The sequence below is a fragment of the Neoaquamicrobium microcysteis genome (assembly GCF_008180155.1).
GTDB lineage: Bacteria > Pseudomonadota > Alphaproteobacteria > Rhizobiales > Rhizobiaceae > Aerobium > Aerobium microcysteis.
Window position 1 is genome coordinate 336,574 of sequence record NZ_VSZS01000066.1, and the last position, 19,104, is coordinate 355,677.

Below are 19,104 nucleotides of genomic sequence, written 5' to 3' on the forward strand. Positions count from 1 at the left end.
CTCAGAGTCCCAGAACCGCGAGGATGCCCGCAGGCATCCGAACGCCAAGGATCGCCACGAACATGGCGTAGAGAAAGACCGCGCCGCCAATGCCAATGGCGATCAGACGGCCACTGAAGCCAGCCCCGAGATAGAGTGCGGTGGTGGTGATAAGCAGTGCGATGGAAATCAGGTAGCCGAAGGTCTCAAGGATGAAGAGATAGGCGATGCCGATCGCAAGCAATCCGAACGCATAGACCACCTTGCGGCCCTGGCCTTCCCATTCGCCCTTCGCTTCCTCCCCTGAAGCCGTAACCACCGCTGTCGTGCGGGAGGCGAGCGCCGCCTGCATAATCAGGATCGATCCCAGCGCCACCAGCAACCATCCATAGATGCGGGGCAGGCCGCCCGGACCCATGCTGTCATCCAGCGCGCTGGTGCGCAGCTGATAGGAAAAGTAGAGGTAGACGGCGCCGATGGCGATGGTTGCGACACCACCGACAAAATCCCGGGTAAACATGAAGGCCTCACTTGTGGAAGCGACAGTTGGAAAGAGGGCGGCGCCCCGAAAGGCGCCGCCTTCAGGCATGAAGTCTATTCAATGATGCCGGTCTCTTTCAGGAACCCGGCTGTCTCCGAGCCGAACTGCTCGATGAACGTGGCATACTCGTCGTGCGGGATGAATTCGGCGCGCAGGTTGCCCGCCTCATAGGACGCCTTGTACTGTTCGTCGGCCAGAACGGCCTGCGTGGCCTTTTCCCACGCCGCGATCACATCGTCGGGCAGGCCCTTGGGACCGGCCAGGCCGCGGAACTTGCGCACCACGACGTCGTAACCGCTTTCCGCAACCGTAGGCAGGTCCGGGAAGGCGTCGAGACGCTCGCCGCTGAAGGTGGCCAGCAGGCGCAGTTCTCCGGCCTCGAGTTGGGACTGGATTTCCTGCACTTCGCCCACACCGATCTGCAAGGTGCCGTTCAGCACGTTGATCATCAGGTCGCCGCCGCCTTCGTGGGTGACGACGGCCGCGTTCACGCCGGCGGCAGCTTTCAACTGTTCCAGCGCCTGCCGCTCGAGCGATGCAGGGTTTGCCGCGCCCCACTGGCCGCGTCCGTCACGAGCGTACTGGATGACGTCTTCCAGCGACTGGAACTGGCTGTTCGCCGCGGTGTAGATGACCTCGGGGTCGATGAAGAAGTTCACCAGCGGCTCGAGGTCGGTATATTTGTACTGCGGATCTGACAGCAGCGAGGTGTAGATGAAGGTCGGTGTCGTGGCGTAGAAGATGGACCCGTCGGCGGGCGCCGTAGCCAGACGCGCCATGGCCGATGCGCCGGAGCCGCCGCTCACGTTTTCGACGATCACGTTCGCACCGAGATAGGGGCTCAGATGGCGCGACAGTTCGCGCAGGAACACGTCGCTGCCGCCGCCGGGGCTGGAATGAGTTACAAGCGTCACCGTATCGACAGGATATTCCTGTGCCTGAGCGAAGGCGCTGCTGAAGAAAAGCGCCGCGGTTGCGGCCGCATAAAGTGGCAGTCTTGTCATTGAGTTCCTCCCAGAGTGCCGGCGGACCGGTCGTCGGCCGGGCGATGCCTTATTCGGCTGGCTCTATGGCGCCGGGTCTACTGAAGCGGCCCCCGCAACAGCCTGACCGAACGTTAGGCCCCGCAATTGTCAAGTGTCAACAATTTTTTGCCTTAGCCGCAGTTCAGTCGAGGGTCACCCGCGTCTCGCGAAACGCGTCGTTGTCGAGGGTCAGGCCAAGGCCCGGACGGTCTGGAATGGTTATCATCCCGCCTTGAGGTTTGGGCGCGTCGGTGAACAGGGTTTCACCCACCGCGACCATGCCGAGATGCCACTCCACGATCCACCCGTTCATCATTCCGGCAAGCAGGTGCATGTTGAAGAGCGGCCAGCCGCCGCCATTGGCTATAGGCATGTTGTAGATCTGGGCAAGGTGCGCGATCTTGCGGGCCTCTGTGTAGCCCCCGCAATAGGTTACGTTGGGCTGCAATATGTCGAGCGACTGATGTTCCACGAACTCGCGCATTCGCCAGCGGTGGCCCTCCATCTGGCCGGCTGCCAGAGGGATTTTGGTGTGGCGGCGCAGGTCGCCGAGTGCTCGAGCGTCGTTCTGGGTCAGAGGTTCCTCGAACCAGGTAATGCCGCAATCCTCGATCTCGCGGCACAGATATTTGGCCTCGACAGGGTTGAAGAGGTAGTTGGCGTCGATCATCAGATCGACCTCCGAGCCCACTGCGTCGCGGATCGCCTTCACCCTGTGGGCATCTTCGCGCCAGCCGCCCTTGTCCACGGCCACAACGGATTTGAGCGCGCGGAAGCCATTGGAAACATGCAGCTTTGCCGCTTCTCCGAGCAAGTCGATGTCGTATTGCGGGAAGCCGAAGGTGACATAGCAGGGGACCTGCGTTCGCGCGCCGCCCAGCATGGCAGCGATGGAGCGGTTCTCGGCTTTGCCGATGATGTCCCAAAGGGCGATGTCCAGGCATGATAGGGCCATGGAAATCGTGCCGCTCATCGCGCGCGGATTGAGCTTCTGCCAAACGCGCTGATGGATCTTCTCCAGATCGCGTACATCCATGCCCTTTACGCAAGGCAGGATGTGCTTTTCAAGCGCGACGATCACCGAGCGGGCGAGGAAATGCCCTGTCAGACCGTAGCCGACGATGCCTTCGTCGGTCTCCACCTGGCAGAAGACGAAGTGGGTCTGCTCCTCGCGTCCATAACCCTGCACACGGCCTTCGAGCAGCGGTATCTCGATGGAGAAGCCGTGCAGGCTCGCTCTGATGTCCTGAATAATCATGGCATCCCTCCCTGGTGGTGTGCGCCATTGTCTAGCGGACTTCACTATTGTAGACAATCTACAAAGTTGGAGGAAATCGTGATGAATCAGCAAAAAATGCCGACGCTCTTCCAGGCGAGGAGTTTGATGGAAGGGTTTCGGTACGAAACGGTAAAAACCGGCGGCGCGGAGATTCGAGTAGCCATCGCGGGTGACGGCCCTCCGCTGCTTCTGATCCACGGCAACCCGCTAACCCATGTCAGCTGGCACAAGATCGCGCCGACCCTCGCCAAATCCTTCACGGTCGTAGCCCCCGACCTTCGCGGCTACGGCGACAGCTCGAAGCCCGACGGCGGCGAGGATCATTCCGCCTACACGTTCCGGGCGATGGGAGAGGATAATTTCAACGTCATGGATCATTTCGGCTTCGAGCGGTTCCAGATCGCCGGCCATGACCGCGGGGCCCGCGTCGGTTTCCGCATGGCGCTAGATCGGCCGGAGCGGGTAGAGCGGCTCTGTGCACTGGACATCGTGCCGACCCATCACGTGCTCAACAACGTCTCGCTCGGGTGGGGCCTCGAGAGCTATCACTGGTTCTTCATGGCCCAGAAGGCACCGTTTCCCGAGCGCCTGATCTGCGCCGACCTCGACTATTACATCCACTACAAGCTGAACAAGAAGGGTGTCGGCCTGGAGATTTTCACCCGGGACGCGATGGCCGAATATGTGCGCTGTACGACGCCGGAACAGATCCACGCCGTGTGCGAAGACTATCGCGCGACCGTGACGCTAGACCTGGCGATGGACACGGCCGATTATGGAAAGCGCAAGATCGAATGTCCGGTAATGGTCATATGGGGCACGAACAGCCATTGCGGTCGCCATTTCAAGCCGGTCGAAGCGTGGCGCGAATGGTCGGACGACGTTACCGGTTTCGGCGTGCCGACCGGCCACTACCCGGCCGAACATCGACCGGACATCATCTATCCGCTCTTCTTCGATTTCTTCACCGGCTACGAGCCGCGTCTTCCGGAGAATATGCAGTGACGGACCGCGGCGTTGTCGGCATAGATGCGTGTGAGGCGCGCAGACGAGTGCATGCCGACCGTGAAATCGCGTTTCTCGACGTCCGCGAGGCCGGCCAGTTCGGGGAGGGGCATGCGCTGTTTGCCGTTCCCTGCGCTTATTCGCGACTCGAAGCGATGGTGCCCGGCCTCGTGCCACGGAAGACCGTCCCGATCGTACTCGTCGACGATGGCGACGGCATAGCCGAACGCGCTGCCCGGCGGCTGCGCGAAATGGATTATCGGGATGTCGCCACCATCGATGGCGGCATGCGCGCGTGGGAAGCCGCTGGTTTCCCCGTCTACAAAGGCGTGAATGTCCCGTCCAAGCTGCTTGGAGAATTGGCAGAGACGGTATGGCATCCGCGCATGGTAGCCGCGCCGGACCTTGCCGCGTGGAAGGCCCAGGGCCGCAATTTCCGGTTCTATGACGCACGCCCACCGGCCGAATACGCCAAGATGCGCGTGCCGGGCGCTGCTTGCCTGCCCAACGGAGAGTTGGCGCACCGACTTCCGGCTATCGGAGACGAGCAGACGCCGATCGTCATCACCTGCGCGGGGCGCACGCGCGGCATCGTGGGCGCCATAGGCGTCGCGCTCACCGGCTATGCCGGACCCGTCTTCGCGCTGGAGAACGGAACACAAGGCTGGGCGCTTTCCGGCCAGACCCTGGAACGAAGAAACACCGCCGCGCCGTTTCCGTCACTCACGCGTGAGGAACTTCTGAAGAGCCGCGAAGTGGCGTTAGGGATCGCGCAGCGCTTTGCGCTGGAAACGGTTGATGCGAACGGCATCGAGCCACTTGTCGCGGAGGATGATGCGACGACTTATCTGTTCGACGTGCGTTCGGCCGCCGAAGCCGCTGACGATCCGCTCGAGGGTGCGGTTCACGCATGGTCCGGCCAGCTCGTGCAGGCGACGGATCAATGGGTCGGCGTGCGCCACGCGCGCATCGTGCTTTTCGACGACAGCGGGGTGAGGGCAGCGATTGCCGCTTTCTGGCTTAGGCAACTCGGCTACCGGCCGTTCGTTGCAGTCCTTGACGATGAAGTGCGCGATACGCTGGGGCGGCTGGCGCAGACGAGGGGCGGATCAGGCAGCCTTGAAGCGCCCGGGTTGCCGCGGATCGAGCCCGCTCAGGCAAATGCACTAGCGGCGTCGGGTGAAGCGCGCATCGTGGACATGCGTGGCTCACTCGCCTACAGGCGCGAGCATGTCGCGGGGGCGGCATGGCTGGTGCGGCCGCGCGCCGATTGGCTGGCCGAGGATGTCGCCGGTAAAGTCGTCTGCCTGGTGGCGGATGACGACAGTGCCGCGGCGTGGACCGCGGAGGATTTGCGCAAGGTGGGGGCTGAGGATGTCCGCCTCGTCGAGGGCGGGCACGCCGCGCTGGTTGCGGCAGGTGCGCAGGTGACGTCGACGCCCGGCTTGCCCGCCGATGCCGATGCGATCGATCACCTGTTCTTCGTCCATGATCGCCACGACGACAACATGGAGGCGTCGCGCCGCTATCTCGCATGGGAGACCGGGCTGATCACCCAGATGGACGCCGCCGAGCAGGCAGAATACCAGCTCATCCGCCCAGACTGACGGAAACGAAAAGAAAACCCCGGCGTTGGCGACGCCGGGGTTTTGTGCGTCATCGTGCCATGTCAGCTTGCTTCGGACGCCGCATTCGCCTGCGCCTCGCGTTCGGTCTGTTTGCGCCGCCGTCGCTTGGAGAGGGTCTGCAGCATGAGCGAACCCAGCATCAGGGCGAATATCAACAACGCCCACGGACGTTCCAGCCCGTAGCCAATGAAGTCGCCGCCGCTGATCTGGTTGGTGCGCAGGAGGTTGCCTTCGAGCAGCCCGCCAAGCAGCAATCCCACGACTGCTGCGGCTACGGGATAGCTGTAACGGACCATCGCCCAGCCCAGCACCGAAAATACCCACAGCGTGATTGGACCGGCCGCACTGCCTTCGATCGCATAGGCGCCGAAGGTGGCGACGACCAGAACGCTGGGGATCAGGAAGCGCAGCGGTACGCGGACGACGTAGCTCGCGACGTAGACGAAGCCGAGGCCCACGAAGAGAAGCAGGATCGCCTGCGCGAAGTTCGAGAAGATCAGCGCGTAGACGATGTCCTTGTTGTTGGCGATGAAGCTCGGCCCGCCGACGATGTTGTGCATCGCAAACGCGGCCAGCAGGATCGCGGTGGCGCCGCCGCCAGGAATACCCAGCGCCAACATGGTTGCCATGGCGCCGCCCTCGGACGATGAGTTGGCCGATTCAGCGGCGATCACGCCCTTCGGGTTGCCCTGGCCGAACGTGTCTCCATCGGGGGCGTTCCTCTTGGTTTCGGAATATGAAAGCAGGTTCGAGATGGACGACCCCACGCCGGGAATCGCGCCGATTATCACGCCGATCAGCGACCCCCGAAAAATGATCGTGGGGTAGCTCAACGCCATTCGCACGCCGCCGACGATCTTGGAGAAGCTGATCTTGCGCGAGCTTTCGTCGGTGATGAGGTAGTTGGTGTTGATGAGGCCTATGAGCTGGCTTGCCGCCAGCAGGCCCATCATCGCCGGAATTTGCGGGATGCCGTCCAGCAGCCACGGTATGCCCATCGTGCCGCGTGTGAAGCCGGCCGTGTTCATGCCCACCGTGCCCAGCAGGACGCCGAAGACGCCGGCAAGCAGGCCGCGGCTGAGATGCGAGCCGGCCAGCGAACCCAGAAGCAGCATGCCCCAGACCGCCACGGCGAACATTTCCAGAGGACCAAGCCTCAGAACCACGTTCGAAACGGGCGCGATGAGAAAGAGCAGCAACAGGTAGCTCATGAGGCAGCCGATGACCGACGATGCCAGTGCGATGCCAAGCGCCTGATTGTGCTGACCCTTTCGAGCCATGGGATAGCCGTCGAACGTCGTCGCTACTGCCGAGGAGGTTCCCGGAATGCCCATCAGCACGGCGGGAACCGAACCGCCGAAGCCGGCGCCGGTGTAGATGGCGGTCAGGAAGATGATCGCCGGCAGGAAGTCCATGTAAAGCGTGGCGGGCAGCGCGAAGGCCATGGCCATCGTGATCGAAATGCCCGGCATCGCGCCGAAGACGAGGCCGATCACCAGACCCGGCAGCAGGTAAAGCCAGGCGTTCAGGTCCGAGCCGAGAAGCGCAAACGCGCCCCAGACAGAAGTGAATTCGATCATGGCGCGCTCACAGTATGGTCAGGGGGAACGGAAACGGCGTGATCGAGCCGTAGCCGTAGATAAGCGCGACGGTGAAGATCGCGCTGAAGCCGAGATTGACCCACCAGCGTTTCTCGCCGCAGATCGCCAGCGCCACGACCATGAATGCGAACGTTGCGATGTCGAAGCCGATGGTCTCCAGTGAAAAAGCCAGTCCGGCGAGGGCGGCTATAAGGAGAAAGACGCGCACGAGGTCGCCTGTCGTCTCCTTCTTTTCCGGCTCTTCTTCAGTCGCTTCGGAACGCGGGAAGATGCCCGGCAGGACGAGTGCGGCGAGGATCAGCGCAAGGATCGACGCCGGCTGCACGAGAAGCAGGTTGTTGATACGCAGCGAGGCGGCGCGGGTGTCCAGAAGATACGCGATCACCACGCCGACTATTACGATCAGCAGCAGAAGGTGTCCCCAAACGATGCGCCGCCTTGGTTTGGTATTCATCGGTGCCGTCTCCTTATACGACTGAGCCGTCCGCTCATGCGGACGGCTCCTCGTGACGTTGCCCGTGATTACGTGCCCTGGAGCAGATCGATATATTGCTCCATGACGGTAGCGGTGCGCGCCAGCATCTGGTTCGACTCTTCGGGACCATACCAGTCCGTTGCGAGCTGCTGGTTCTTCAGGGCCTCGATGGCTGCCGGATTTTTGGAGGCAGTCTCGATCGCTTCCACGAGGGTGCTGAAGACTTCCGGGTTGGATTCCTGCATCGACGCATGCAGGCCCCAGCCACGCTGCGACCCAACGACGAAGTCTGGGTCTTCGCCGAGAACCTCGTTAACGAGAGCGCCTTCCCAGCCGTCGCGCTGGCGCACGTCGAAAGTCAGCAGCGGGCGGATTTGCTCGGCCAGGGGCAGAAAGCCCTCGCCGCCGACCAGACCGATATCGACGACGCCGCCTGCAACCGCGTTGCGGGCAGGGCCGCCGCCGTCATAGGTAACTATGCGGACGGCTTCCATGTCGATGTCGTTGGCTTCGCACAGAATGCTGAAATTCACGAGGTCGGCGGAAGCGGGCTGCAGGCCGACGGACAAGCTGCCGGGGTCTTCCTTCAGACGTGCGATCACGTCGTCGATAGTCTGGATGTCGGAGCCGGAGCTTGTCGCCAGCAGCGTGTAGTCCTGCGATGGCAGATTGACCATGTAGAAGTCTTCGAGAGCGAAGGATGCGTCCTGCGTGAGGATGTTCAGCGGCAGATACGGTGCTGCCGATGTGCACAGAATGGTGTAGCCGTCGTCAGGCTGCTGCAGGAAGAAGGTGTGGCCCAGCAACGCACCCGCGCCGCCGCGGTTGATGATGGTCAGCGGCTGGCCGAGCGCCTCCTGCAGGAACGGCGCGAAAGCGCGTGCGAGCCGGTCGTTGTAGCCGCCGGTATCGAAGGGGACGATGACGTTTATGGGCCGGTTCGGAAAGCCGTCCTGAGCGCGCAGGATCGACGGCATGCCGAGAGCGGCCATGGCGACGCCGCCTGCGGTTGCCTTCAGCACGTTTCGACGTGAAACCTTGGAATGCATTGGTTCTCCTCCTGAGCTCTTCAAGCTCTTTGCCTTTTCGGGCCTGGGCTTTCTGGTCATCCTCCCAAAGCCGGTGCGAAAGCTATGGCCACGATGGTCGACTGTCAACAATAAATCAAAATAAGTGGAAAAGACGCTACATCGCGCCGTGTCACCTTTCCTGCGCGATGTCGTCGTGATGTAGGAAATGCAAGGCGTTGAGGAATTTTTTCGATAGGCGGCCTGCACTTGATGGTAGCTCAAGTTGTTGACAATTGACAGAAACTGACGTTTGTTGCGGCCCGAACCGCATCGCGCCGCCGCCGGCATTGTCCCGCGCACACGGCCGATCAGAACAATTGCAAGGGAGGACATCTAGAGATGACTGCAGCAGCCACCACGAAAGCGCCGATCGAGAGCCTGTCGCTCACCCGCGAGGTCGCTGAGTTCGTCAGCAACGCCAAGTTGGCCGACCTCCCGGCCGTGGTGGTCGAGAACGGCAAGAAGTCGATTCTCGACGGTCTCGGTCTCGCGCTGTCGGGTTCGGTCGCCAAGTCCGGCGAGTTGGTGCGCCGTCACCTTGACGATCTCGGCGCCGGGGTCGGCACTGCTACCGTGATCGGTTCGAATCGCAAGGTTGCGCCGCGCTTCGCCGCATTTGCCAACGGGGTCGGTATCCACGCCGACGATTATGACGATACGCAGCTCGCCGTGGCTAAGGATCGCGTCTACGGCCTGCTCACCCATCCGACCGCGCCGGCGCTTCCCTCTGCTCTGGCCATGGGCGAAACGCTGGGTTCTTCGGGCGCTGACGTGATGCTGGCCTACCACATCGGTGTCGAGGTCGAATGCAAGATCGCCGAGGCGATCAACCCCCGTCACTACCAGACAGGGTTCCACGCAACCGCCACCTGCGGCACCTACGCGTCCGCCTCGGCGGCCGGACGTCTTATGAAGCTCGATCTGGACCAACTGCTTCGCGCACTCTCGATCGCAGGCAGCCAGTCGGCGGGCCTGCGCGAAAACTTCGGTACCATGACCAAGCCCTTTCACGCCGGCCGTTCTTCCGAGAGTGGCATCGTCGCGGCACAGTTTGCATCCTATGGGTGGACGGCCGCGCCGACCATCCTGGAAGCGCCCCGCGGCTTCTTCTCCGCGGCCGGCGGCGGCTACGATCCGCAGGCCATCCACGGCAAGCTGGGCAGCCCGTGGACCTTCGACAGCCCCGGCGTGTCGATCAAGCCTCACCCCTCGGGTTCGCTGACCCATCCCGGCATGACCGAGATGCTGCGCCTCATCAAGGAGCACGGCATCAAGGCCGCGGACGTGGAGCACGTGCGCATCGGAACCAACCACAACATGCCCAACGCGCTGATCCATCACCGCCCGCAGAACGAGTTGCAGGCCAAGTTCTCGATGGAGTTCTGCATGGCGATCCTGCTGCTGGAGGGACGCGCCGGTCTCAACGAGTTTACCGACGAGGTCGTTCTGCGCAGCGACGTCAAGGCGATGATCGAGAGGGTGGATTTCGTGGTGGACGACCGGGCGGAGGCTGCGGGCTATCACCTGATGACGACGTACATCGACATCAGACTCAAGGACGGGCGCACGATCTCCGGCTTGGCCGATTTCGGCAAGGGCAGCCCTGCCAACCCGATGAGCTACGACGAGGTGGCCGGCAAGTTCACCGAATGCGCCGAGTTCGCCCGTTGGGATATGGGCAAGGCGAAAGAGGTCGTCGGGATGGTTGCTGAGTTCGAGAAGCTTACCGACATCCGCGGCCTGATGGCTCTCGTCAGCAACTGAGCGAGGCTGCCGCAAGGAGTGGGTCGTATCGTGGTCGTTGCCAGCAACAAAGCGGCATCTGAGGCCGGGCCGGGCGGACGGTCCGGCACGGGCTCCCGCTTTCGCCAGCCGCGCTGGTGGAAGCGGCTGGCGCTCACTTATGGCATAGCCACGGTTTCGGGGGTTGCGGCAACGTTCGTTCACATGCCGCTGCCGTTCATGCTCGGGCCCTTCTTCGTTCTGGCTGCGCTCTCGGTATTTGGCTTCGAGTCCGCTCTCGTCCCGATGGGGCGCGAGCTTGGCCAGGTCGCGATCGGTGTGGCGGTCGGTATGCGCTTCACGCCCGCCGTGTTGTCCACGATGGTCGGGTTGCTGCCTGCGATGATCGCCGGCACGCTCTATGTAATCGTCTTCACGATGGTCGCGGCCTTTCTTTTCAAGCCTCTTGCCAAGGTGGATAACGTCACCGCGTTTTTTGCCACGGCTGCCGGCGGCGTGGCCGATATGGCGACGGTGGCAAAGGAGTATGGCGGGGCGGCCGGCTCGGTCGCGGTCGTTCACGCGCTGCGGGTCTCGGGCGTCGTAGCCATCGTTCCCTTCCTGGTGGTTGTGTTCGGCGAGCAGGGAAACGCGCCCGATGCCGTTTCCGCCGGGTCGAACTGGCTTCTCGTGATCCTGTCACTCGCGCTCGGCTATCTGATGGCCCGGCTGCTCAAGCCGACCCCGCTTCCTAACCCATGGCTGGTCGGGCCGATCCTCATGGGCATCATCATCGGTGTTCTGGGGCTTTATTCCGTCAGCATCCCGTCCGGCATCATCATCGTCGCGCAGATCATGCTGGGCACCTGGCTCGGGTGCCAGTTCCGGCGCGAACTGCTGGCCGCGCTGCCAAGGGTGACGTTCGCTGCGGTTTTCGTCTCGATCTTCATGATCGGGTGCGCGGCTCTGGGTGCGTTGGTGCTTACGGCAACGACCGGTCTGCCATATACGACCAGCTTCCTGTCGCTGGCGCCAGCCGCCGTCACCGAGATGGTGTTGACAGCGCAGGTCATGCATCTCGAAGCGGAAGTCGTCACGGCCTTCCATGTATTGAGGATCGCCGTCGTGTCGTCGACCGTGCTTCTCGTTTTCAGAATTTATCTCAAGCTGAAGGGAGGAAGCGGTGGACCTTCATTATAGGGACCGGCGCGTGCTCGTCGTCGGCGGAAGCTACGGAATCGGCAAGGCTGCCGCATCGCAGATGGCGGGTGAGGGCGCTGATGTGATGATCGCGTCCCGCAACGCCGAGAATCTCGATGAAGCCGCAGCTGCCATCGGGCATAGCGGCGAGAGACCGGCAATCTGCGTTTGCGATGTGACCCGGAGCGGGGCAGGGGAAGTTCTGCTCTCGTCGGTCTCCCAGCGTTGGGCAGCACTCGACGTGCTGGTGGCCGCCGTCGGCGGGTCGATCCGTTCTTCCTTCGAGGATTTGTCGGACGACGACTGGCTGGAGAACTATGCGTTCAACGTGCTTTCGACGGTGCGTGCCATACGAGCCCTGCTGCCAGCGCTAGAGAAAGGCGAAAAACCCGCCATCGTAACGCTGGGCGCTGCCGCATCCAAGATGCCCTATCAGCACCAGATCGTGTCGAATGTTCACAAGGCCGGTCTGCTGGGACTGACAAAGACGCTGGCGGCCGAATTGGCCGATCGCAACATCCGGGTGAACTGCGTTGCGCCCGGCCGCACCCTGACGCCGCTGTGGACGAAGCGCGCCGACAAGATGTCTGCGGAGCAGGGGCGCAGCCGCGAAGACGTGCTGCAGGACTTTTCAAAGGACATTCCGCTTGGCCGGTTCGCCACCGCCGAGGAAGTCGCCACCATGGTCGTTTGGCTCGCCAGCCCGCGCGCTAGCTACGTCACCGGACAAACCGTCAATGTGGACGGCGGCATCGCCCGCGGTCTGCTCTAGGACTTTTATGGAGAGTGAAGAATGAGTTTGCATCAGGAAACCGCCCCCGGCACGCCGAAGGTCACACAGGCGCTGGCCGAGTGGGTGGTAAGCATCAAGGGTTCGGACATTCAGCCTGAAGTGCGGCGCGAGGGACTGCGCACTTTCGTCAACTGGGTCGGCTGCGCCGTCGGCGGCGCGAGCCATGAAACGGCGGATCGGGCAATGGCGGCGGTCAAGCCCTTCTCCGGCAAGCCGACTTCCACTGTCATCGGCCGTACGGAAAAGCTGGATGCCCTGCACGCCGCGCTGCTGAACGGCATCACCTCGCATGTGCTGGACTATGATGACACGCACCTGAAGACGATCATCCATCCGGCCGGCCCGGTCGCGTCCGCGCTGCTGGCGCTGGCCGAGGCGCGCCAGATTTCCGGCTACGACCTGCTCACCGCCCTCATCGTCGGCGTCGAGGTCGAATGCCGCATCGGCAACGCGGTCTACCCGCACCACTACGATCGCGGCTGGCACATCACCGGCACGGCGGGCGTCTTCGGTGCGGCCGCCGCGGTTGGAAAGGTGATCGGGCTCAACGTCCAGCAGATGTGCTGGGCATTCGGGCTGGCGGCTACACAATCCTCGGGCCTGCGGGAGATGTTCGGCACGATGACCAAGAGCTTCCACCCAGGTCGTGCGGCGCAGAACGGCATGTTTGCGGCGCTGCTTGCCGAAGCCAACTACGACAGTTCGGAGCGTGCGATCGAGGCGCCGCGCGGTTTTGCCAGCGTCATGTCCGACAAGCAGGACTATTCTGAGATCCTCGACGACCTCGGCACCCGCTGGGAGTCGGCGCTCAACAGCTACAAGCCGTTCGCCTGCGGCATCGTCATCCACCCCACTATCGACGGCTGCATCCAGCTGCGCGACGAACTCGGCGACGACCGAATCCGTCAGATCAAGTCGGTCGAATTGACTACCCATCCGCTCGTGCTGGAACTGACTGGCAAGACCAATCCGAAGACCGGCCTGGAAGGCAAGTTCTCGGTTTATCACTCCGCCGCAGCAGCGTTGCTGAAGGGCGACGGCGCACCAACAGCATTTACGGATGAATTGGTGCAGGATCCCGAGATCATCGCCCTGCGTGACAAGACCAAGGCTACCGCCGACAAGAACTGCCACGAGGCGTCGGTAGACATTCTCGTGACCTTCGAGGACGGCACAACGGTGTCCAAGCACATCGAACGGGCGATTGGCTCCAAGGACGTGCCGCTGACCGACGAACAGATCGATCACAAGTTCACGGTCCAGTCTGCTCTCGTCGTCGGCGATGCAGTGACAGCCAGTTTGCTTGAGACATCGTGGAAGCTGGAGGAGCTGAAAGACGCAGCCGATGTGGCGCGCGCCAGCGTTCCTTCCTCCGCACAGTCGAAGGCGGCAGCGGAATGAACCAGACGCAGAAGAAATCTTCGCTGCGGATCGGCGTTCTTGAAGGCGACGACATCGGACACGAGGTGGTGCCCGCATCCGTCGAGATCGCGAAGGCTGCTGCCGTGGCTTCCGGTATGGCGATCGAATGGGTGGACGTGCCCATCGGCCGCCGCGCGCTGGAAACCCTCGGTCACACGATGCCGGAAGGCACTCTGGAAACGCTCGGCGCTCTCGACGGCTTCATTCTCGGGCCTATCGGCCACCGCGAATATCCGAAAGTGCCGGAAGCCATCAACCCGCACCCCATTCTGCGCAAGCGTTTCGATCTCTTCGCGAATGTACGCCCGACGCGCTCGTTTCCGGGTATCGGCTGCCTGCACGACGACATCGACATGGTCATCGTGCGCGAGAACAACGAAGGGTTTCAGCCGGATCGTAACGTCGTTATGGGCTCGGGTGAATTCCGCCCCACTCACGATGTCACCATATCGGTGCGCGTGATCACCGTCGAGGGCTCTTCCAAGGTCGCGCTCGCCGCCTTCGAGATCGCCCGCTCGCGTCGCAAGAAGCTGACGCTGGTGCACAAGAACACCGTCTACAAGCTGGGCTGCGGCATGTTCGTCGACAGTTGCTACGAGGTCGCCAAGGATTTTCCGGATGTGGAGGTCAATGAGGTGATCGTCGATACGATGGCGATGCGACTGGTTCGCGACCCCCAGAGCTTCGACACCGTCGTCACCACCAACATGTTCGGCGATATCCTCACCGACGAGGCCGCGGGCCTGGTCGGCGGGCTAGGCATGGCGCCCGGCCTGTGTATAGGCAGGGGGTCGATCGCAATGGCGCAGGCGACCCACGGCTCGGCGCCCGACATCGCAGGCAAGGGCATCGCGAACCCGTTCGCCATGATCGAATCCACGCGCATGTTGTTCGACTGGATGGGCCACCACCACAAGATCGATGCGGCGCTGGACATGTCGCGCATCATGAAGGCGGGTATCGACAGCGCACTCGCCGACCCGGCGACGCGCACGCCCGACATCCGCGGCACCGGCTCCCAACGCGCAATGATCGACGGCATCCTGAAAGGCATGGAGCAGGCTCATGCGCACGCATAGGATAGCCGCCATCGGCGGCGACGGCGTCGGTCCGGAAGTCATCGAGGCCGGGCTCGCGGTGATCGACAGGTTGGCCGCAAGCGAAGGCTTTGCAGTCGAGGTGACACGGTTCGACTGGGGTTCCGACTACTATCGCCGGACGGGCGAGATGATGCCAAAGGACGGCGTCGCGCAGCTCAGGGCCTTCGACGCGATCTATTTCGGCGCGGTGGGTGATCCCGACATTCCCGACCACATCACGCTTTGGGAGCTTCGGCTGGCGATCTGCCAGGGGCTGGACCAGTACGCCAATGTGCGGCCGACCAAGTTGCTGGGCGGCGCGGCGGGGCCGCTGCGCAAGGAACTCGGCGAGCTGATCGACTGGGCTATCGTTCGTGAAAACTCAGAGGGCGAATATGCCGGCGTCGGCGGCCGGGCGCATGGCGGCCTTCCCATCGAGGTGGCTATGGATGTCGCGATCTTCACTCGGGCGGGCGTCGAGCGCATCTGCCGCTTCGCCTGCGAAACCGCTATGGCGCGGCCGCGCAAGCGTTTGACCGTGGTCACGAAATCCAACGCGCAGCGCCACGGTATGGTGCTGTGGGACGAAGTCTGCCGCGACGTGCTGAAGGAGTTTCCCGAGCTCGAAGTCGACTGGAAGCTGGTCGATGCGATGGCTGCGATGATGGTTACGCGGCCGGGCAATTTCGACACCATTCTGGCGACCAACCTGCACGCGGATATTCTTTCCGACTTGGCCTCGGCGCTGACCGGCAGCCTCGGCAACGGCGCGACGGGCAACGTCGATCCTTCGGGCAAGAGCCCATCGATGTTCGAGCCCATCCATGGGTCGGCCTTCGACATCATGGGCAAGGGCATCGCGAACCCCGTCGGGGCCTTCTGGACGGGAGCCATGATGCTCGAGCATCTGGGGGAGGCGGCGGCAGCCGAGAGACTGATGGTCGCGCTCGACCGGATCTGCAATTCGGGGCCGTTTACCCCCGATATGGGTGGCCAGGCGAACACACAGGCGGTCACGGACGCGTTATTGGAGGCGATTGCCTGATCTGAAGCAGCGATATCGGTTGCAGCTTGTGATACCGTTGTTTATTGCCCACAATCAGCAGCAGTCATGGGGTGAACGTGATGTATCAGCAGTTGAAGACGGACAGGAGCGACCTGACCATCTTGCGGACGTCTTCGCTGACGGGCGCGCTGGAGCGCGAGCTCGAGCATCTGATTCTCACAGGTGAGTTGAAGCCGGGCGAAAGGCTGAACGAAATCCAGATATCGACTCGTTTCGGCACCAGCCGCGGTCCCCTGCGAGAGGCGACGCGAAGCCTCCAGGCCAAGGGGCTTGTCGACATCATCCGCAACAGGGGCGTGTTTGTGCGTTCCGTCTCGCCCAAGGAAGCGCTGGAAATCTACGATGTCCGCGCGGCTATCTTCGGCCTTGCGGGCCGCCTTCTGGCGGATCTCGTCACCGACCCGATGCTGACCAAGCTCAACGGCTATCTCGACAAGATGGACGAAATAGCGGCGGTCAAGGATTTCGACCAGTATTATCCGGTCAATCTCGCCTTTCACGACTATCTCGTCACCGCCACGGGCAACGAGACTTTGGTCAAGGAATACAAGGGCTTCGTCAACAAGTTGCATCTCGCACGCGCACGCGGACTGGTGCAGGCGGGCGGGCTATCGGTCTCCAATCGCGAGCATCGCGAGATGGTGGACGCGCTCGCCTCCGGCAATCGCGAACGCGCGCAGGAATCGTTCTTCCGCCATGTCGAGCGGTCCAAGATACGATTCCGTTCCACCCTGGACGCCGATGCGGAGGCTGGTGGGGGTGGTTCAAATTGAAGCCGTGTCGGTTCCTTTTGAACGCATTTCTCCGGTAGGCGCGAAAAGTCACTTTCGGGCCTGAAGGTCTGCGGGTTGTCGGACAATTTCCGCAAGATAACCAAGTCTCCAAGCCCACGAATCTAGCTTCTTCATAGGGCCGGTCGTTCAAACGATGCGAGCTTGAGAGGCGTGATGAGTATCTTCCGGGCAGTTACTGATTTCGACGGGCTCTACGAAAACCCTTAAATATTGGTATGTTTCGTGCGCGATTAAGTCGGCTGACATCGCGGCATTGTTCTCAAAGAGCAGTCAGTAATACTTTTTGTTGGTACTGTTCCCAAATTGACATCGCGTTGCGTAAGGTCGATAGTCGCTGCGGGGGCGAATCTTTTCGCCACATTGATAATTCACTCGTTTACGAGGTTGTCGCTTCAAGTAAAGCGTCAGGTCGTGTGCGGGCATTTTTCTCACTGACCAGGAGGTTTCAATGATGAGTAGAGGGGTTGTTTGGCGAAGGCGCCTGTTGGGGGCGATCGCGTCGGGCATGTTGGTTTCAATAGGGGCTATGTCGGCGCTGGCGGCGGATGTTGCACCGGCCGCAGTAGCGCAGAAGGTCGAGAACCACGATGCGCTGTGGTCCAAGCTTTCGGCCGAGCCGGGCGCCAGGCTGCCCGTGATCGTGCGTTTCGATATGCCGTCGATGCCCGACGCAGCGGCTTTCGCCAGCCCTCAGGCGGCGGACGATGCACAGACCAAGGCTATTCGCGCCGTTCAGGAAAAGATTCTCGGCGCCGTACTGCCCGCGGGCACTCTTTCCTCGGCTGCGGCCTCGGATGAAAAGAACATCAAGCTGATGGACTTCTCGCCCATGTTCGGCATCGTCGCCAGCGCGGCCGATCTCGCGCGCTTCGCCGCGGACCCGAACGTCACGATGATCCAGGAAGACAAGCTGGACAAGCCATACCTGGCGCAGTCTCTCCCGCTCATCCAGATGCCCCAGATGTATTCGGCGGGCGCTGCCGGCAACAACTATCGCGTTGCTGTTCTCGACACGGGCGGCCGGCGTGGTCACGTATTCCTGTCCAGCCGCATTATTTCAGAAGCCTGCTACAACACCAGCGGCGTGCAGGGATCCAGCAGCCGCTGCCCCGGTGGAGCTAGCTCATCCATTGCAACCGGTTCCGGCGAAGATTGCACTGCCAGCAATATTTATGGCTGTGGCCACGGCACCCACGTCGCGGGAACGGCTGCCGGCTTCAACACTACCGGCAGTGGCCCCGCAAACGGCGTGGCACGCGATGCCCGTATCATTTCAATCAACGTTTTTTCGCAGTTCCCGGCCGGCGCGGGCACCGCTTGTGGATCAATCCCAGGCTACTCGCAGTGCGTTCTTACTTTTAACACCGATCAGATCAGGGGTCTCGAGCGCGTTTACGCGCTGCGCAACTCCATGAACATCGCCGCAGTCAACATGAGCCTTGGTGGTGGAGCATTTTCAAGCCACTGCGACGGCGATTCGCGCAAGCCAATCATCGACCAGCTTCGGGCCGCAAATATCGCCACCGTGATCGCAGCCGGCAATGACGGACTTTCCACGCAGGTCGGCGCACCGGGCTGTATTTCCTCAGCCGTTACCGTCGGTTCCACGACGAAATCTGATTTCCGTTCCGGTTTCTCCAACTGGGGAAGCCTCGTAGATATCGCGGCGCCCGGTTCGGATATCAACGCCTCCTACATCAATGGCAGCAGCAACACCCATTTTCAGTCGCTGAGTGGTACTTCGATGGCTTCGCCGCACGTTGCGGGTGCTTGGGCGGCCTTGCGTTCGGCCCATCCGACTGCAACGGTTTCCCAGATTCTTTCCGCCTTGCAGAGCACCGGCACCAACGTGTCGGCAGCCGGCACGACCCTCAAGCGTATCAACGTCAACAGCGCTCGTATCGCGCTGGGCGGCGGCACCCCGCCCCCGACGGGACCGGCCAATGACAACTTTGCAAACCGTATCACTGTAGCTGTGCCGGCGCCTGGCGCTACGCGTACCGTAACTGGAAGCAATGTGGGCGCTACCGCGGAAGCTGGTGAACCAAATCACCATGGCCTCAGCGGAGCACGTACGAGCGTGTGGTGGCGCTACACGCCTGCTACATCCGGTACGATTACCATCAATACGTTCGGCAGTGGCTTCGATACGGTTATGGCAGTGTATACGGGTGCGTCTCTCGGTAGCCTTTCGACGGTTGCATCCAATGATGACGCGGGCGGAGGCTATCAGTCTAGCGTCAGCTTCAGCGGTGTTGCCGGAACGCAGTATCAGATTGCAGTTGCGGGCTACAGCAACGCGACCGGTGCAGTTACGTTGAACGTCCAGGGTGGTTCTGCTGTACCCTCGAACGACAATTTTGCGAATGCGAGCACGATTTCGGTTCTTCCTGCGCCTGGTGCGGTTCGCGGTCTGACGGGTGCC

The 19,104-nt window shown here is 62.1% G+C and carries 16 protein-coding genes; 10 read left to right on the top strand and 6 right to left on the bottom strand.

What is annotated here, in order from left to right; all coding sequences use genetic code 11:
* Position 1 precedes the first annotated feature (1 nt).
* The 3 genes from FY036_RS18705 to FY036_RS18715 form a co-directional block, all read right to left on the bottom strand.
* Entirely contained in the window at positions 2–568 is a 567-nt protein-coding gene (locus FY036_RS18705; protein WP_148916272.1) for a tripartite tricarboxylate transporter TctB family protein, read from the bottom strand.
* 5 nt (positions 569–573) lie between these two features.
* Positions 574–1,524 carry a Bug family tripartite tricarboxylate transporter substrate binding protein gene (locus FY036_RS18710; RefSeq protein WP_148916273.1) on the bottom strand — a complete coding sequence of 317 codons (951 nt, stop codon included), beginning with the start codon at positions 1,522–1,524 and terminating at the stop codon, positions 574–576.
* A 163-nt stretch (positions 1,525–1,687) separates the two neighbouring features.
* The gene (locus FY036_RS18715; protein WP_148916274.1) at positions 1,688–2,803 is read right to left on the bottom strand and encodes a mandelate racemase/muconate lactonizing enzyme family protein; all 1,116 of its coding nucleotides are present in this window, start codon (positions 2,801–2,803) and stop codon (positions 1,688–1,690) included.
* Positions 2,804–2,929: 126 nt separating this feature from the next.
* Here FY036_RS18715 and FY036_RS18720 point away from each other — a divergent pair, with 126 nt between their 5' ends.
* Together FY036_RS18720 and FY036_RS18725 are read left to right on the top strand one after the other, a co-directional pair.
* Complete coding sequence (locus tag FY036_RS18720) at positions 2,930–3,829, top strand: alpha/beta fold hydrolase (protein WP_235897713.1); 900 nt, start codon at positions 2,930–2,932, stop codon at positions 3,827–3,829.
* Positions 3,826–5,436 carry a rhodanese-like domain-containing protein gene (locus FY036_RS18725; protein WP_161601168.1) on the top strand — a complete coding sequence of 537 codons (1,611 nt, stop codon included), beginning with the start codon at positions 3,826–3,828 and terminating at the stop codon, positions 5,434–5,436. The genes FY036_RS18720 and FY036_RS18725 overlap by 4 nt, the downstream gene beginning before the upstream one ends.
* Positions 5,437–5,498: 62 nt before the next feature.
* On the opposite strand, the gene FY036_RS18730 is transcribed toward FY036_RS18725, so the two are convergent.
* The 3 genes from FY036_RS18730 to FY036_RS18740 form a co-directional block, all read right to left on the bottom strand.
* On the bottom strand, positions 5,499–7,037 hold the full coding sequence (locus tag FY036_RS18730; protein WP_148916277.1) for a tripartite tricarboxylate transporter permease: 1,539 nt from the start codon (positions 7,035–7,037) through the stop codon (positions 5,499–5,501).
* 7 nt (positions 7,038–7,044) lie between these two features.
* Positions 7,045–7,512, bottom strand: a complete 468-nt coding sequence (locus FY036_RS18735; protein ID WP_148916278.1) for a tripartite tricarboxylate transporter TctB family protein — start codon at positions 7,510–7,512, stop codon at positions 7,045–7,047.
* 68 nt (positions 7,513–7,580) lie between these two features.
* Complete coding sequence (locus tag FY036_RS18740) at positions 7,581–8,582, bottom strand: Bug family tripartite tricarboxylate transporter substrate binding protein (RefSeq protein ID WP_148916279.1); 1,002 nt, start codon at positions 8,580–8,582, stop codon at positions 7,581–7,583.
* Positions 8,583–8,942: 360 nt separating this feature from the next.
* Here FY036_RS18740 and FY036_RS18745 point away from each other — a divergent pair, with 360 nt between their 5' ends.
* The 8 genes from FY036_RS18745 to FY036_RS18780 form a co-directional block, all read left to right on the top strand.
* Positions 8,943–10,367: an MmgE/PrpD family protein gene (locus FY036_RS18745; protein ID WP_148916280.1), complete on the top strand. Its 1,425-nt coding sequence runs from the start codon at positions 8,943–8,945 to the stop codon at positions 10,365–10,367.
* Between the two features lie 30 nt (positions 10,368–10,397).
* Positions 10,398–11,525 (top strand): AbrB family transcriptional regulator, encoded by a 1,128-nt coding sequence (locus FY036_RS18750; protein WP_148916281.1) that lies wholly within the window; start codon positions 10,398–10,400, stop codon positions 11,523–11,525.
* Positions 11,509–12,297, top strand: coding sequence for an SDR family oxidoreductase (locus FY036_RS18755; protein ID WP_148916282.1), 789 nt, complete (start codon positions 11,509–11,511; stop codon positions 12,295–12,297). Before FY036_RS18750 ends, FY036_RS18755 begins: the two co-directional genes overlap by 17 nt.
* 21 nt (positions 12,298–12,318) lie before the next feature.
* Positions 12,319–13,719, top strand: coding sequence for an MmgE/PrpD family protein (locus FY036_RS18760; RefSeq protein WP_148916283.1), 1,401 nt, complete (start codon positions 12,319–12,321; stop codon positions 13,717–13,719).
* Entirely contained in the window at positions 13,716–14,819 is a 1,104-nt protein-coding gene (locus tag FY036_RS18765) for an isocitrate/isopropylmalate dehydrogenase family protein (RefSeq protein ID WP_148916284.1), read from the top strand. The genes FY036_RS18760 and FY036_RS18765 overlap by 4 nt, the downstream gene beginning before the upstream one ends.
* Complete coding sequence (locus FY036_RS18770; RefSeq protein WP_148916285.1) at positions 14,806–15,864, top strand: tartrate dehydrogenase; 1,059 nt, start codon at positions 14,806–14,808, stop codon at positions 15,862–15,864. The genes FY036_RS18765 and FY036_RS18770 overlap by 14 nt, the downstream gene beginning before the upstream one ends.
* A gap of 80 nt (positions 15,865–15,944) precedes the next feature.
* Positions 15,945–16,658: an FCD domain-containing protein gene (locus FY036_RS18775; protein WP_148916286.1), complete on the top strand. Its 714-nt coding sequence runs from the start codon at positions 15,945–15,947 to the stop codon at positions 16,656–16,658.
* A 505-nt stretch (positions 16,659–17,163) separates the two neighbouring features.
* Positions 17,164–19,104, top strand: a 1,941-nt coding sequence (locus FY036_RS18780) for a S8 family peptidase (RefSeq protein ID WP_161601169.1), incomplete at its 3' end; no start/stop codon positions are given.